Annotated in this window: 18 protein-coding genes; 6 read left to right on the top strand and 12 right to left on the bottom strand. The window is 37.4% G+C overall.

The genetic code is table 11. From position 1 onward, the window contains the following. The coding region (locus V7164_RS25680; protein WP_438824710.1) for a YtpI family protein at nt 1-156 on the top strand (156 nt) is incomplete at its 5' end. Between the two features lie 77 nt (nt 157-233). Here V7164_RS25680 and V7164_RS09035 read toward each other — a convergent pair. The 3 genes from V7164_RS09035 to V7164_RS09025 form a co-directional block, all read right to left on the bottom strand. After that, complete coding sequence (locus V7164_RS09035; RefSeq protein WP_335346922.1) at nt 234-1,550, bottom strand: CBS domain-containing protein; 1,317 nt, start codon at nt 1,548-1,550, stop codon at nt 234-236. Nucleotides 1,551-1,648: 98 nt separating this feature from the next. Further along, complete coding sequence (locus tag V7164_RS09030) at nt 1,649-1,891, bottom strand: hypothetical protein (protein ID WP_335346923.1); 243 nt, start codon at nt 1,889-1,891, stop codon at nt 1,649-1,651. A 156-nt stretch (nt 1,892-2,047) separates the two neighbouring features. Beyond that, nucleotides 2,048-2,728 (bottom strand): metal-dependent hydrolase, encoded by a 681-nt coding sequence (locus V7164_RS09025; RefSeq protein WP_335346924.1) that lies wholly within the window; start codon nt 2,726-2,728, stop codon nt 2,048-2,050. A 170-nt stretch (nt 2,729-2,898) separates the two neighbouring features. On the opposite strand from V7164_RS09025, the gene V7164_RS09020 reads away from it, so the two are divergent. Further along, the gene (locus tag V7164_RS09020) at nt 2,899-3,996 is read left to right on the top strand and encodes a M24 family metallopeptidase (RefSeq protein ID WP_335353947.1); all 1,098 of its coding nucleotides are present in this window, start codon (nt 2,899-2,901) and stop codon (nt 3,994-3,996) included. 348 nt (nt 3,997-4,344) lie between these two features. Here V7164_RS09020 and V7164_RS09015 read toward each other — a convergent pair whose 3' ends face one another. Next, on the bottom strand, nt 4,345-5,259 hold the full coding sequence (locus V7164_RS09015; protein ID WP_335353946.1) for a nuclease-related domain-containing protein: 915 nt from the start codon (nt 5,257-5,259) through the stop codon (nt 4,345-4,347). A gap of 206 nt (nt 5,260-5,465) precedes the next feature. Further along, complete coding sequence (locus V7164_RS09010; protein WP_335353945.1) at nt 5,466-5,630, bottom strand: hypothetical protein; 165 nt, start codon at nt 5,628-5,630, stop codon at nt 5,466-5,468. A gap of 112 nt (nt 5,631-5,742) precedes the next feature. On the opposite strand from V7164_RS09010, the gene V7164_RS09005 reads away from it, so the two are divergent. From V7164_RS09005 to V7164_RS08995, 3 genes are all read left to right on the top strand, one after another. Next, nucleotides 5,743-6,195 carry a universal stress protein gene (locus V7164_RS09005; protein ID WP_335353944.1) on the top strand — a complete coding sequence of 151 codons (453 nt, stop codon included), beginning with the start codon at nt 5,743-5,745 and terminating at the stop codon, nt 6,193-6,195. A gap of 147 nt (nt 6,196-6,342) precedes the next feature. Then, nucleotides 6,343-6,951, top strand: a complete 609-nt coding sequence (locus V7164_RS09000; protein ID WP_438824709.1) for a DedA family protein — start codon at nt 6,343-6,345, stop codon at nt 6,949-6,951. Between the two features lie 256 nt (nt 6,952-7,207). Further along, nucleotides 7,208-7,474 carry a YciI family protein gene (locus tag V7164_RS08995; RefSeq protein WP_335346487.1) on the top strand — a complete coding sequence of 89 codons (267 nt, stop codon included), beginning with the start codon at nt 7,208-7,210 and terminating at the stop codon, nt 7,472-7,474. A gap of 40 nt (nt 7,475-7,514) precedes the next feature. Here the strand turns inward: V7164_RS08995 and argH are convergent, their stop codons facing one another. The 3 genes from argH to pbp4b all read right to left on the bottom strand — a co-directional run bounded on the left by argH (nt 7,515) and on the right by pbp4b (nt 11,565). Beyond that, complete coding sequence (argH, locus tag V7164_RS08990) at nt 7,515-8,894, bottom strand: argininosuccinate lyase (RefSeq protein ID WP_335353942.1); 1,380 nt, start codon at nt 8,892-8,894, stop codon at nt 7,515-7,517. Then, the gene (locus V7164_RS08985) at nt 8,891-10,099 is read right to left on the bottom strand and encodes an argininosuccinate synthase (RefSeq protein ID WP_335353941.1); all 1,209 of its coding nucleotides are present in this window, start codon (nt 10,097-10,099) and stop codon (nt 8,891-8,893) included. The genes argH and V7164_RS08985 overlap by 4 nt, the downstream gene beginning before the upstream one ends. Before the next feature lie 188 nt (nt 10,100-10,287). Beyond that, on the bottom strand, nt 10,288-11,565 hold the full coding sequence (pbp4b, locus tag V7164_RS08980) for a penicillin binding protein PBP4B (protein ID WP_335353948.1): 1,278 nt from the start codon (nt 11,563-11,565) through the stop codon (nt 10,288-10,290). A 397-nt stretch (nt 11,566-11,962) separates the two neighbouring features. Here pbp4b and V7164_RS08975 point away from each other — a divergent pair, with 397 nt between their 5' ends. Further along, nucleotides 11,963-12,277: a hypothetical protein gene (locus tag V7164_RS08975; RefSeq protein ID WP_335353940.1), complete on the top strand. Its 315-nt coding sequence runs from the start codon at nt 11,963-11,965 to the stop codon at nt 12,275-12,277. A gap of 55 nt (nt 12,278-12,332) precedes the next feature. Here V7164_RS08975 and V7164_RS08970 read toward each other — a convergent pair whose 3' ends face one another. From V7164_RS08970 to V7164_RS08955, 4 genes are all read right to left on the bottom strand, one after another. Further along, on the bottom strand, nt 12,333-12,845 hold the full coding sequence (locus V7164_RS08970; protein ID WP_335353939.1) for a MogA/MoaB family molybdenum cofactor biosynthesis protein: 513 nt from the start codon (nt 12,843-12,845) through the stop codon (nt 12,333-12,335). Further along, the gene (locus V7164_RS08965) at nt 12,842-13,684 is read right to left on the bottom strand and encodes an EcsC family protein (RefSeq protein ID WP_335353938.1); all 843 of its coding nucleotides are present in this window, start codon (nt 13,682-13,684) and stop codon (nt 12,842-12,844) included. Before V7164_RS08965 ends, V7164_RS08970 begins: the two co-directional genes overlap by 4 nt. Before the next feature lie 68 nt (nt 13,685-13,752). Then, the gene (locus tag V7164_RS08960) at nt 13,753-14,943 is read right to left on the bottom strand and encodes an acetate kinase (RefSeq protein ID WP_335346481.1); all 1,191 of its coding nucleotides are present in this window, start codon (nt 14,941-14,943) and stop codon (nt 13,753-13,755) included. Between the two features lie 130 nt (nt 14,944-15,073). Then, the gene (locus V7164_RS08955; RefSeq protein ID WP_335353937.1) at nt 15,074-16,060 is read right to left on the bottom strand and encodes a class I SAM-dependent methyltransferase; all 987 of its coding nucleotides are present in this window, start codon (nt 16,058-16,060) and stop codon (nt 15,074-15,076) included. Nucleotides 16,061-16,147 lie beyond the last annotated feature (87 nt).

The raw sequence follows: 16,147 nt of genomic DNA, 5'->3' as shown, positions 1-16,147 counted from the left end.
GGATTATATGGCTTAAACCAGTTTTTTCTAAATGGAAATACAGCTACTTATATTATCGGTGGAATCTTTTTTCTATTAGGAGCCTTTACTATTTTCGCCGGCCTTAAAGCCTATAAATATTATTTACCGATTGCGGCAAATGAAGCAAAAGAATAATAATTTTTTAAAGCCGCTCCTTTATGGAACGGCTTTTATCTTTGTCTAGCTTTAGTGCCAAAGTACTTCCGCTTTTCTTATCTCTCAATCAATTGACACATCATCATAGCCTTGCCAACGAGAACACCTTCATTGTAGACCTCTACATCAACTTTCCCGAATTTCCGTCCTACTTCTAGTACACGTGGATAAACCTCTAGCATACTCTCAATTTGTACGGGTTTAAGGAAATAAATGGTCATATTCTCGACAACTAAGTCACCTTTTTTATAATTTCGCAGCACTCGATTGGCGGCTTCTGAAACGATTGTTGTAAATACTCCATAAGAAATGGTACCAAGATGATTGGTCATCTGTGGCGTAACCTCACAGCGGTACACATCTTCCCCTTTTGTCTTCCCCCTCATTAGCACAAGTTGATTGGTCACAATATCATCAATCGTTTCACCGACTTGGGGCTGACGCTGAATCATTTGCAGTGCCTTTAACACATCCTGTCTGGTTATGATTCCTTCAAGCCTATTCGAATCATCTACAACCGGGAGGACCTCAATTCCTTCCCAAACCATCATGTGCGAAGAGGAAGCAACACTTGTTTGTTTCCCGACAGTCATTGGATTCTTGGTCATTAGCTTATCAATTTGTGTATCGGGATCATGCCCCATAATATCCTTAGATGTAACCATACCAATTACCTTTAAATTTTTATCGACTACCGGGAACCGTCCATGATTTGTTTCTTTATTAAATTGAAGCCAATCTGAAACTTTATCAGTTGGTTTGACGTATACCGTTTTTTCAAGAGGAGTTAATATATCCTCTACAAGGACAATCTCCTTTTTAATCAGCTGATCATAAATAGCCCGGTTGATCATCGTTGCTACAGTAAATGTATCATAGCTGCTTGAAATAATAGGCATCTGCAATTGATCAGCGAGTTTTTTTACACTTTCCTCTGTATCAAAACCGCCAGTAATAAGTACAGCTGCACCTGCCTTAAGTGCAGATTCATGTATTTGCGTTCGATTTCCGACAATGAGCAAGCTGCCTGCGTCAGTGTACCGCATCACGGCCTCTAGTTTCATGGCCCCGATTACAAATTTACTCAATGTTTTATGCAAACCATCTCTTCCGCCTAAAACCTGGCCATCAACAATATTAACAACCTCGGCAAAAGTTAGCTTTTCAATATTTTCTTTCTTCTTCCGCTCTATCCGAATCGTACCAACCCGTTCAATCGTACTGACATAACCTTTGTTCTCTGCATCCTTAATAGCCCGGTAAGCTGTCCCTTCGCTGACGCTCAGTGCCTTGGCGATTTGTCTAACTGATATTTTCTCTCCGACAGGCAATTCATCGATATATTGCAAAATTTGTTCATGTTTTGTAGCCAAGACGTTCACCCTTTTTCAATAATTCCTATATCTTCATTATAAGGTTAGAAACGCCTTTATTTCAATTCGATGTGATGAACGTCCTAAATATTTTAATATTAGCGATTAATAGCTCTTGATCTCTTTCTTTCTTGGACTTGTATGCTAGTACTTGGTACAGATTTCTTAGGTGAGTATAGCAATGAAGTTAAATTTCCAGCAATGACAATAAGTGCGAAGGCTAGCCAGCTAATGGCAAATATTCCTTCCAAACCTTCGCCGAAAATGTTAAGTCTTGGAACTGCAAAATAAAGAAGAAAGCCACAAACAAGCAAACATAATAAATATCGATTTTTTTTCATTCCTTTTTCCTCCTAATGATGCTTCTTCATTTATATGTATGCGGACATGCTTGGAAAATGTATGGATTTCTTTTGCTTTGAAGGGGGATATAATGAAATACATCAAGAAAAACTACGAAAAAAAACAGCGCAGCTTAAATCAGCTGCACTGCAATTTTATAATTGAATAGAATCTCCCACCTGAAGTACTTGAACAACACCTGGTTCAAGCATTTCTGCAAATTTTTGTGGATCCTGTCTGATTGGCGGGAACGTATTATAATGTATCGGTACTACTTTCTTAGCACTCAACAAGCCCGCCGCATAGGCTGCGTCCTCTGGCCCCATTGTAAAATTATCTCCAATTGGTAAAAATGCAAGATCAATCGGATGCCGGTCACCGATTAATTTCATATCGGAGAATAGACCTGTATCGCCTGCGTGATAAATCGTTTTATTTTCAATAGTGATCAGCACTCCCGCTGGCATGCCTAAATAAATGATTTCATTGTTTTCTGTCTCTAGTCCAGTTCCGTGAAAAGCAGGTGTCAATTTTACCTTTCCAAAATCAAACTGATAAGCACCACCTATACTCATTGCGTGAGTATTCACACCTTGCCAGCTTAAATAGGTTGCAAGCTCAAAATTGGCAATAACGAGAGCATTATGCCTTTTAGCCAATTCAACGGTATCTCCCAGGTGGTCCCCATGTCCATGGGTCACAACAATAACATCAGGTTTAACTTCATCCACCTTTAAATCTGTTAATTCGTTTCCAGTAATAAACGGATCTATTAAAATTGTTTTCCCTTGTGACTCTATTTTCAGAACAGAATGACCATGAAATGATACTTTCATTTCTCTTCCCCTTTCTACTTTTACGCTATGTAATTGATTCAACGGAAGTTTTTGTTTTCCTGCTTTCTATACACTACCCTATTTTACACTTTTCTAAAAGTTTACTTTTCTCCATTTAGTTGCTAATCTTTTAATATTAGCGAAGAGCTTTAATTACAAGGAGGGTAATGATGAATAGCAGATTACAGAAATTATCCAGCTGGATGAAAGAAAATAATGTACAAGTTTGCTTTGTGACGTCACCTGAAAATGTTTTTTATTTTAGTGGTTTCTTAAGTGATCCTCATGAACGCCTTCTAGGCTTAGCCGTTTTTCAAGAAGAAGAGCCTTTTCTCGTTTGCCCTGCATTGGATAAAACGGATGCAAAAAATGCAGGCTGGAACAATGAGATTATTTCTTACAGTGATATCGAAAATCCATGGGAAATGATACATAAATCAATCTTCGGCCGTTTGAAATCCGTTGATCACATCGCGATAGAAAAAGAACATATGAATGTTGAACGCTTTGAAATTCTTACTCAATTGTTTAATGGGGCAAGATTTATTTCGGCGGAGGAAAAGTTAAGAAAGCTTCGGATGGTAAAGGATGAAAAAGAGCTAAGCATTATTCGCGAAGCTTGTGCATTGGCAGATTATGCTGTTGAAGTAGGATGTGCTGAAATAAAAGAAGGGAAATCAGAATTAGAGATCATTGCAGCTGTTGAATTTGCCTTGAAGAAAAAAGGCGTTACAGAAATGTCGTTCTCTACGATGGTTCTTACTGGAATAAATGCAGCATCTCCTCATGGAACACCAGGATTGACGAAAATTAAAAATGGAGATTTCGTTCTTTTCGATCTAGGGGTAGTTGTGGATGGCTATTGTTCAGACATTACTAGAACAGTTGCCTACGGAGATATTAATGATAAGCAAAGAGAGATTTATGATACAGTTTTAAAGGCACAGCTGGCCGCAGTTGAAGCAAGTAAGCCCGGTGTTTCATGCTCCGAAGTTGATTTAACAGCAAGAAAGATTATTGCTGATGCTGGCTACGGCGAATATTTTCCTCATCGATTAGGCCATGGACTTGGGATTAGCGTGCATGAATATCCTTCCTTAACTGAGACAAATCCGCTCCTGCTAGAAGAAGGAATGGTTTATACAATTGAGCCTGGCATCTATGTTCCTGATGTTGCCGGGGTTAGAATTGAAGATGATATTTATGTAACAGCTAACGGCGTAGAAATTTTAACGAAATTCCCGAAAGAACTGCAGATTATTAAATAGTTACTTTAAAATTTGGCCTCGGTTACCGTTGGTTGGAAATTTTTGTTTGAGCGGGCACCATTGACAGTGATTGGTGACCGCTTTCGGCTTTTTCCTATCGTCACGGGCACCATTGGAGGTCATTAGTTACCATTGGGTGAAAATTTTTGATTGAGCGGGCACCATTAGCAGTGATTGGTGACCGCTTTTGGCTTTTTCCTATCGTCACAGGCACCATTGGAGGACATTAGTTACCATTGGGTGGAAATATTTGATTGTGCGGGCACCATTGGAAGTGGTTGGTGACCGCTTTTGGCTTTTTTCGTTATGTTAGGACATCAAATAAGAATGTAGTACTTCTATTCACACTTAATAATCTATATAATGTGAAGATTTACCATACCCGATTAGATTAAAGTTTCTTTTTAATATTCTTCGAATGGTTTTCCTAGAGTCAATCACTTTACACCACTCCCAGATATCCTCTGTAGTAATCTTTCTTAATGGAAACAAGAGTCTATACTCTTCCACACTGCGTATAATTGCACTTTGAAAATCTTCCTGAAATCCACACTCATTGCATGCGATTTTGTCCTTACTCACTTCCGAAATAAAAGTATAACATGTCTGACATGTTATCCCTTTTATAAGTTGTTCATATGAGTATTCTGGTAGGTTCATATATGGTGAATTTTTTATATGGAGAGAAGTTATTTTTTCTGCAAGTACGAAGTATTTTTCTTTCTGTACGGCAATCCTCGTTTTAAATTGATTAAGAAATCGATTAAGTTGCGAAGAGAAAATAATAGGCAGATTTAGCGGGGCCTGATATAGTACAAAATCAGGGTTTATAAAAATGATATAGGCTTTTATTTGTACATTATATCCTATGTCCTTAAGCAATCGCCTCATCAATGACTCACTACGGTTTAATTGGAAAAATGGATTTGATATCTCCTTTTTATTCGAAACTCTAAACCACTTTTCACTGTCAATATAATAATCACTTTCATAATTCTTTATATTAATAATATGAATTGTTTCGTCATAGATTAATAATGAATCGATTTGAAAAATACTATTGCTTTGTTCCAATAACAAATCATTGAGGATTATACAATCATCAGAAATACCTTCCAACAACTTATCAAACTTTTTCTCTCCATCGTAGCCTTTTTCCATAGTTAAAAAGTTATTTACCTCCTTCTCATTTAAATTCATCCTTGCATGCAAATGCCTCATAATTCTTAATTCTTCTGGTTCACATCGTGGCTTAAAAAACATATAATACACTTCCTTATCCTTTTATTTCGAAGGTTTGGAAAAGGGGAGATATTGAATAAGTGATATTTCTACAAATCAGGACAAAATTCCTCTTTTAAATTATGAATGATTTGTTCTACATGCGAATGAAAAAGCAGCTAAAAAAAATGGAACCATTTTTCTAGCTGCATACATTTTGAGATTATGTCATAAAGTTTTTTCCACTGTCAGACTTCTCCTTCAGCGGCCTCATTATCAGTTAAATTAAAAGTTGCATCCGACTGTTCAATGACACCACTATTATAGGCATCCATAATTTGCTCGCTTACCTCATTTTGTCCTTCTTCATTAAAGAAATAATTTGCTTGTGCTTTTGGATCACGCTTCTCCATTCTTCTAACAACTCCTTATTAAAGTTTTTAATGAACTGTCTTATTGTTCGATTTTTTGTTACAGATATACACATTTTGGTACTGTATAATAAAGGAAAAGGAGGAGATATTTATGGGGGTGAAATATAAAAATATATTAGTAGCTGTAGACGGTTCAACAGAAGCAGAATGGGCATTTAAAAAAGCAATTGAAGTTGCTAAAAGAAATGACGCCCAAATTACTTTAGCCCACATCATCGATACACGTACTTTCGCCACAGTCGAAGCATACGATCGCACAATTTCCGAAAGAGCAGATATGTTCGCTAGAGAGTTAATGGAAAAATATAAGAGTGAAGCAATGGAATCGGGAGTTGCAAAGGTAGAGTATGTAATAGATTACGGTTCTCCAAAAGTCATCATTCCAAAGGATATGGCGAAGAAGCAAAATGTCGATCTCATTATTTGCGGGGCAACAGGATTGAATGCCATGGAAAGATTCCTAATCGGCAGCGTTTCTGAAAACATCGTTCGCTATGCAAAGTGTGACGTTCTTGTAGTACGTACAAGTAAGGATGAAGAATAAATATAACCCAAATGATGCATGGGAAAAATCCCTAGCATCATTTTTTTACTTCAGTAACTCTAGAAATTCTCCACATTTGGTTTAATAATTTTCAAGAACTAACAAATACTTATAAGAAACTTTTAATATAGGCGGGACATTTATTTGATTAATCATATCAATCATCTTATTGAACATTATGGCTATCTGGGAATTATTCTGGCATTAATCGGGGGCATTATCGGGCTGCCAATTCCTGATGAGGTGCTGCTTACATATGTTGGATTCAATGTTTTTCAAGGAAAACTTACTTATATCCCCTCTCTTCTTAGTGCTTTTACTGGTGCAATTGGGGGGATTTCTTTAAGCTACTTACTAGGAATTAAGTTAGGGCTGCCTTTTTTACAAAAATTCGGTCCTAAATTTCATATCAATGACAACAAGATAAATAAAGCAAAAAAGTTATATAATCAATTTGGTCCATTCCTTCTTTTTATTGGTTATTTTATCCCTGGAGTCCGTCATATTACTGCTTATCTAGCGGGTATTAATTGCTATTCCTATAAAAAATTTGCATTATTCGCTTATTCGGGAGCCATCTTCTGGGCTTTTACGTTTATTACTGCTGGAAAAGTTCTTGGACAAAATTGGCATCAGGTAGAACATTATCTTTCGAAATTCAGCATGATAATTATTCCCTTTATTTTGCTTTCAATAGGTGCTTACGCTTATTACTACTGGAGAAAAAAAATAAAAAACAAAAGGGTTTACAATTAAATATATTACACTATTTGCCCCAGCGGATTTTACTAAATTACACGAAGAAGATTTGATTTCAAATTGTTAAATTCCACTTACTAAATACCGTAATTTTCCAATAAACAAATCACACACCCTCACAATCTATTTATATAAAGTTTGATTTTAAATGATAAAAATGCTCCATTTTACCATAAAATCCATATTTTTCTCTGATTACATGTTAATATAAAACTAATTATTCTAATTTGTCAAAAAACAGGAGGATATTAAGATGAACTATTTTATTGCTTTAATGAAAACCACTGACCCCGCAAAGGACGAAGCTATCCGTAAAGAGCATATTGATTATCTTAATGATTTAATTGAAAAGGGAAAAATTATTGCAAAAGGGCCGTTTACTGACCATACAGGTGGTTTAATTATTTTCCGTGCGGAATCTTTGGTGGAGGCTCAGCAGCTCGCTGACAATGATCCAGCAGCGATTGAAAAGACACGTGAATTTATATTAAAAGAGTGGAAAAGTAACCTAAATGTATAAAAAAAGGAGTGCGGACTAGAGCCGGCACTCCTTTTTCAGCTTATTTTTTAACTATTAATTCCTTCGCTTTTTCAATCGCAGTCATGATTTGTTTAAAGCCAGTTCCGCCAGCACTATTACGCCTCTTCACAGCTGTTACAGGATCTAATACTTCATAAATATCATTTTCAAATAATGGATGTGCTTCTACAAATTCTTCTAATGATAAATCGGCAAGAAAACAGCCTTTATTCACACATGTTAACACTAGCTTTCCTACAATTTCATGAGCTTCTCTGAAAGGAATCCCTTTGCTTGATAAATAATCAGCTAGCTCCGTTGCATTTGAAAAATCAGTTTTCGTTGCCTTTTCCATTTGATCGGTATTGACTGTCATCGTACGGATCATGCCGGCAAAAATTTTAAGGGAGCCTGTTACTGTCTTAACAGTATCGAACATGCCTTCCTTATCCTCTTGCATATCCTTATTGTAAGCAAGCGGGAGTCCTTTTAACACTGTTAATAGCCCCATTAAATTCCCATAAACCCGTCCTGTTTTACCGCGGATTAACTCAGCCATATCCGGATTTTTCTTTTGCGGCATAATGCTGCTTCCAGTTGCAAAGCTATCATCAAGCTCAATAAACTTGAATTCTTGGCTGGACCAAAGAATAAATTCCTCGCTTAATCTAGATAAGTGCATCATAAAAATCGAGCTGCCAGATAAAAACTCTAGAATGAAATCACGGTCACTTACAGCATCAAGGCTATTCTCGTAAATTCCTTCAAATCCCAGCAATTCTGCACTTAGATGACGATCAATTGGGAAGGTTGTTCCCGCAAGCGCTCCAGCACCAAGCGGGGACAAGTTAATTCTTTTGACACTTTCCGTGAAACGTTCTTTATCACGCTCAAGCATCCAGAAATAAGCCATTAAATGGTGAGCAAATGAGATTGGCTGGGCACGCTGAAGATGTGTATAGCCTGGCATGACCGTTTCAACATTTGCTTCTGCTTGCTCTAATAATGCTTGCTGCATTTCCTCAATTAACTCAATTATCACTTGAACCTGATTGCGTAAATATAAGTGCATGTCGGTAGCAACCTGATCATTACGGCTGCGTGCAGTATGAAGCTTTCCCCCAACAGGACCTACAAGCTCTGTTAAATAGCTTTCTATATTTAAATGGATATCTTCTAGCTTCACTGAATAAGCTAATTCATCGCTTGCTGCTTTTTCCTTTAATTGCTCAAGGCCACTTTTAATCTTGGCTGCTTCTTCTTCAGAAATGATTCCGCATTTGGCAAGCATGGTGACATGAGCGATGCTGCCCTCAATATCTTCCATAACTAGTTCCTGGTCAAAGGAAATCGATGCGCCAAATTCGTCTACCCATTCCTCAGCTGATTTTGTGAAACGTCCGCCCCATAGTTTTTTCACACGTTCACCTTCTTGTTTTGCTGAACAATGCTTTGAACCTTTGTTGGTAATCCCCAAAGCTTAATAAAACCAACTGCTGCATTATGATCAAATTCATCATCAGATGTATAAGTAGCAAGCTTTTCATCGTATAAAGAATATGGAGATTTTCTTCCTTCAACAATTGCATGTCCTTTAAATAACTTTACACGAACTGTACCAGTTACAAACTTTTGAGTTTCTTCTAAGAAAGCTGCTAATGCTTTTCTTAATGGTGAGAACCATAAGCCTTCATAGATAAGCTCTGCGATTTTCTTTTCGATATTTGGTTTAAAATGAGCTACTTCTTTAACAAGTGTTAAATCTTCGAGCTCTTTATGTGCTTTAATTAATGTCATTGCGCCTGGGCACTCATACACTTCACGAGATTTAATTCCTACTAAACGGTTTTCAACGTGGTCGATACGGCCAACACCGTGTTTACCAGCAAGGGAGTTTAACTCTAAAATAAGCTCAGCCAATGGATATTGTTTTCCGTTCAAGCTAACAGGAACCCCCTGTTCAAAGCCGACTTCTACAATATCTGGTGTATCAGGTGCATTTTCAAGACTAGAAGTTAATTCATAAGCTTCTTCAGGCGGTGCTGCCCAAGGATCTTCTAAAATTCCGCACTCATTGCTTCTTCCCCATAAGTTTTGGTCGATTGAGAATGGAGAATCTAGATTAATAGGAATTGGAATATTCTTTTGCTTTGCATACTCAATCTCTTCCTCACGAGACCATTTCCACTCACGAACTGGCGCTAATACTTCTAATTCTGGATTTAATGCATGAATAGCTACCTCGAAACGAACTTGGTCATTTCCTTTACCAGTACATCCGTGAGCTACAGCTACTGCTCCCTCTTTTTCAGCCACTTCTACTAGCTTCTTCGCGATAAGTGGACGAGAAAGTGCAGATACTAGCGGATAAACACCTTCATATAATGCATGAGCTTGAAGAGCCATTAATGCATATTCATTCGCAAACTCTTCTTTAGCATCAATTACATATGATTCTACAGCACCAACTGTTAAAGCTTTTTCCTGGATGAAGGCTAAATCCTTGCCTTCACCAACATCTAAACAGCAAGCAACAACTGCATATCCTTGCTCCTCTAACCACTTGATTGCTACTGAAGTATCTAATCCGCCTGAATAGGCAAGAACAACTTTTGGATTTGACATGTTGTAATTCCTCCTAATATTTATCGAATATTTATTCATGTTTTGTAATGTTTATTCATTTATAATGTATTATATTATCATAATTTCGATCAAAATCAATATTTTTTTTCAAAAAATGTATAAAAATAAATTTATGTTTTTAAACAAAATAAGAAGAAGCAGAATCTGGGGAATTCTGCTTCTTCGGTCTATTTATTCATTGCTTCATAAACAGCTGTAACAATACTTCCATATTGACTTATATCAAATGTGTCTCCATAAAATCTGTTTGAATCGACCATTGGATCAATAACTGGAGAATGCTTTTTATTTGTTAATAACGCAATAGCTAAATTATTTTCTCTGTCAATCACTGTTATCGTCCCAGTCCACCCAGTATGACCAATTACTTGATGATTAGCATACTCGCTGAACATCCATTTCATGCTATCATTCGAATTTATTCTCCACCCTAAACCATATGTAGGATTCATCTCAGATGGTTGAACAAATAGATCAATCGTTTCTTTATCAAAAAGTTTTACTTTCCCATACCCACCATCATTCAGCATGACTTGGAGCAATACAGCTAGATCTCCGGTTGTGGAAAATAAGCCTGCGTGCCCAGAAACACCGCCCATAGAATAGAAAGACTTCTCATCGTGGACTTCACCTTGTAATGTATAAGTTCTTATATTAGGAAACGAAATGACGCCATCACGTGTATTTCCCATTAACTCAGTGGCAGCAAAATCCTTTTCTTTAAAACCTTTACTAAGGGGGTTGAACATTGTTGATTTTAGCCCTAAAGGTTTATAAATATGCGTTTCAACGTATTGGTCTAATGGCAATCCTGTTACTTTTTCGATGATAAATCCAAGAAGCATATAATCTATATCACTATAGACCACAGTGGTGCCTGGCACATTTTGAAGAGGAGTTTTTAAGATCATTTCCAAGGTTGTTGAACGATCCTGGGAGTATAATTCCCCCGCTCTTACTGGATTATGGTAATGAACACTTGATGGAAAACCGGCCGTATGATGGAGGAGATCGATAATCCGAAGATGATCTTTTCCTTTAATTTTATCTGATGGATGATCTTTGAAGGATGGGAAGTAGTGCTGAATAGTCTCGTTTAAATCGATTTTCCCTTCACTAACTAAATGCTGCAGCGCATAGTTGACAGAATACATTTTTGTATTGGAAGCCAAATCAAACATCGTATCCACTTTCATTTTTTGAGGATGCTTTAATAGGTCGTGTCCTTCATATTTTTTCGCATAGCCATAGGCTGTATTTTTAACTATTTTTCCGTCTTTAACGACTACTAGTGCAGCTCCTGGGAATCCGTTATTTATCTCCTGTTCAATTAACTGATCCACTTGTCGCAGTTTTTGAGATGAAAATCCCGCCTCCTCTGGCTTCCCAGCTTTCTTTAAGGTTGGATACTTAACTTTCTCCTCCTTAGTAGGATTGCTGAGCATATTTTGATTGGATAAGGCTATTTCTGCTTGACTTGTTAAAGTGGCGTGGCCAATTGAGCTCCATGGCATTATGATGCCTAAAGCCAAAATAATGATAATGAATCTGATCAAATAGTTTTTCATTCTATTCCTCCTCAATTACAGAATATTCTAAAACTATTTTAATCTTATCCAGCATAAATGGGCTTGTAAATGCCTTAGTTAATAAATAGGTCATTTTCCCCTCAATTGAACTCTTATAAGAGCTTAGCAGGAATTCAACGTAGTTCTTTCGTTACTGTTAAGGTATTCCCATTTAAAGGTTAACTTATTAAAATGCTGCAAAAGGGAATAATCCGTGGAACGCAAGAACTGAATATAGTAGAATGTAAGCATTACAGACTTGGAGGATTAATAAATGGTGGAGTATTTTTCACACAATGAACGGCTTGGTATCTCCATTCCTTCCTTCGATCAGGAATGGGACCTTTACTCAGATAAGATAAAGCAGCATATTTTATATCGATGGGAGATTACCAGGGGAAGAATTCCTGATCGAATCGCTGAACTTGAGGAATTAATTAATATAAAGCAGGCACAGCTTAATGATGAGGAAAATTTCATTAAATCTTGTGAGCTGAACAGCGAGATTTCTGAGCTCGCCTCCATCATTAACGATCTGTGGCTTTGGTATAGGACTCATCAGGATATTTCTGAAAAAGCTCATTTATAAATAAAAAGAAGAAATCCATATAATGTTAATCAAGTGGATTTCTTCTTTCTTTATTTTACAAATCCTTTTTTAATTCCCTAACCACATGCCCAATCTCAGGTAAAATCAGTTTATTCATCGCTAAGCGCACTGCACCTGAAGAGCCTGGTGTTGAAAATACAGCCTTATTTTTCACAACACCAGCAACGGCTCTCGAAAGAATGGCAGCAGATCCAATATCTTCTTGATAGCTAAGCATTCTAAATAGTTCACCAAAGCCGATAATTTCTTTATCGAATAATTCCTTGACGGTTTCAATCGTTATGTCACGGAGGGCGATGCCAGTTCCTCCATTCGTAAGCACGACATCAATTTCTGGATCTTCGCAACCCTTTAGAACCTCCGTCCGAAGCTCAACTGCATCATCTATCACGATTACATAGTCCTTTACAATATGGCCTTCCTCTTGTAATCGTTCAATCATTAGCTTCCCGCTTTTATCGGTTACTTTATCACGAGTATCACTAACAGTGATCACTTTACAGGTGACCTGCTTTGGTGCTTCCATCTTATGTTCCATTGTACTCAAGAGGCGTCTTCCCCTTTCTTATACAAGTATCGATATTGATAATATTTGTGAGCAAACTCGGTTACTTTTCGTGTAAGCTGATAATTTATCCCAGCACCAATAGCCATACTAATTAACGGAATTCCTTGGATAAATTTATTTCGAAACATGTATATCGCTACACCTTTTAATAACTGTTTCACAGGCTGTTCCATCCAGGAGACATCTGCAATTTCCTCTTTCCCCTCATAGAAATAAAATTCCTGTTCATTTTGCAATTCACTAATTAATTCTTCCCAAGCCCTCATTTGCATGCGCGAAGGAAGGGTGGCAGCATGAAAAACTTTAAGAGAACTCATCATTTCATAAGGGGTATTTACCTCTATTCCATATGTCATCGCAATGAGCTGAACAACTCTTAAATTGATGACAGCCATTGCGGGAATATCTGCACCAAGCATAAGTGAACTTCCTGTTCCAGCTAAGCCTCCCTGTGCAAAGGAATAAAGCCGGTGACGGGCAATTTGCTGCTCGGCTATGTATTGAAGCTGATCAATCGTTAATAATTGTAGGTCTACTACGCTTTCGATTTGTACATTAAATACTCTGCCTGCCTGTAGGATCCTTTCTTTAGCATCTAGTTGAAGCTGTGATCCTTGTATTAAGGCGTGAAGATGAAACATCCAATTATCCAATGCACTAAAAACTTGCTGCTGAATATTTTCCGGAAGTAAATGAAAGGATTTCTCCATGTATTTTTCATAAGTTAATTCAAAATCATTTGATTCGTAGCTGTAAAGTTTGTTTTCCCACTCTTGAATTTCGGACCAGACCTTTTGTTCCCGTTCGGTCAAAGCCATGCTGTTTTCCTCCATTCAAAATACTTTTTTTATTAGTATAGCATAACTTAAGTGGGAAATTCTTCTACTTATATATGAGCAAGTCTTACAACATCCCTCGCAATCATCACTTCCTCGTTCGTTGGAATGACTAGCACTTTAACTGGTGAATGAGGATAGTTGATAAAAGCTTCCTCTCCTCGTACTTTATTAAGTGAAGGATCCCAGTAAACTCCCATAAATTCTAAACCATGAAGAATTCGTTTACGAATGACGTCACTATTTTCACCAATACCAGCTGTGAAGATAATCGCATCAACACCAGACATACGTGCCGCATAAGAACCAATGTATTTATGAATTTTATTTGCAAACACTTCCAGTGCTAATTTCGCTCTGTCATTTCCCTCTGCAGCTTCCATTTCAATATCACGAATGTCACTTGAGAACCCGGATAATGCTAGCATTCCGCTCTTTTTGTTTAGAACATCCAGCACTTCGTCTGCTGATTTATTCGTTTTTTCCATAATGAATGGAATTAATGCAGGATCGATATTTCCAGAACGGGTTCCCATTGTTACCCCAGCTAACGGAGTGAACCCCATAGAAGTATCAATCGACTTCCCGCCTTGAATGGCCGCAATACTAGCTCCATTCCCAAGATGGCATGAAATTAAACGCAGCTGGTTAAGAGAGCGTCCAAGCATGCTGGCGGCCCGCTGTGATACATACTTATGAGAGGTACCATGGAAGCCATATTTTCTAATTCCATATTTTTTATAATATTCATAGGGAAGACTGTACAGGAAAGAGTTCTCTGGCATTGTCTGGTGAAAAGCTGTATCAAACACCGCCACTGCCGGCACCTTTGGCAGCACTTGCTTAAATGCATTTATCCCAGCAATATTAGCCGGATTATGGAGAGGGGCTAGCTCTGAATATTCTTCAATTCTCGTCTGAACCTCATCCGTTATTATCGCAGAATCAGAAAACTCTTCTCCACCATGTGCGACTCGGTGGCCAATGCCCTCAATTTCATTTAATGAATGGATAATTTTTAATGCTGTTAATTTATTTAGCAGAAGAGCAACAGCTGCATCATGATCAGGAATTATAGCTGTTTCTTTAATTTTTTTGCCATTTGCAAATATATTAAATACCCCTGTACTCTGTCCAATTCTCTCTATTAAACCTTTTGTGATAACTTCTTCACTCGGCATATCAAACAACTGAAATTTCAATGAGGAACTACCAGCATTTATCGCTATAATTTTCGCCATCTTTCAACCGCTCCTTTATATTGGCTCTTATAGGTCTCTCTTATTTTGAACTATAGATGCTATTAATATCTCTTAATTTCCATTTAAAACTAACATGAAGAAAGAAGCCGGAGGAAAATCGGCTTCTTTCTTATTTATTTTCCTTATACCATCCATCGATTTTTAGCAGTATTTTCTCGACCTCATTCGTCTTAGACAAGCTAGGGAGATTAGCAAGGAGCACTTGCTTTGGCGGCTTCACACCTTCTCCTTTTTTCTGAAGAATAAAGATACTTTTGGCTGCTGTTTCATTTTTGAAGAGAGAGAGAGGCAACTGCAAAAGACCTTGTATGTTTGCATTCTTCTTTATAAAATCGTGAAGCTTGGGTGCCTGTTCGCTTTCAAATAGACCATTTGGAACGATGAAAAATAAATAGCCGCCTTCTTTCACATGGCGAATGCTCTGCTCAATGAACAGGTGATGTGCATATGTATGGCCTTGATCGGCTTTTATTTCATAGTCTGCCGCTCTCACGTCATTCGGATAATATCCAACAGGCAAATCACTTACAACAGCATCTGCCTCTTCAATAAACAATGGCTCCAAACTATCTTGATTAAAAAGACGTAGTGGGTGCTGCTGTAGATTTGCGTTTACATAACTAAGCCTAATTAAAATATCATCAATTTCAATCCCAGTCGCATGGACAGTTTTGTTTTGCTGCTGATTGATGACTGTTGTTAAAAGGTTTCCAGTTCCAACTGCAGGATCCAGTAAACGGTACTCATTTTTTTGTACAAACTTATTAACGAGATAGCCTATGAGCAGTCCAACAGCATCGGGTGTCATCTGGTGATTGGGCTGTATCATTTCGTTCATCCCTTTAAGAATCACGAGCTGAAAGGACTTCCGTATCTCTTCTTTAGTAAAGTTGTCCATTTGAATCGATTCATAACTTTTTTCTACCCTTTTAGCCGTTAATTCACTTAGCTCTTCCTGTATGATACTTCCATGAAACAAATTTTCTCCTGTTTCAGCTAATGCTTCTAAATATGTACAAGACAGTTCTTCTTTAATTATCATTGCTGTTTCATTAAAAACAGTAAACAATTCCTCAACCGGAGTCGTTCTATTCATTATAAATCCTCCCGATTCTTTCTCTGTCCTATTTTACAGACCTTTTTGCAGATTAACAAGATTCAAGCAAAGTAATGCAAAAGCGCC

The organism is Bacillus sp. JJ1474 (genome assembly GCF_036965225.1).
In the GTDB taxonomy this organism is placed as follows: domain Bacteria; phylum Bacillota; class Bacilli; order Bacillales; family Cytobacillaceae; genus Cytobacillus.
The sequence above is the reverse complement of the archived record's forward strand: the minus strand, read 5'-3'. Positions and strand labels throughout refer to the sequence as shown.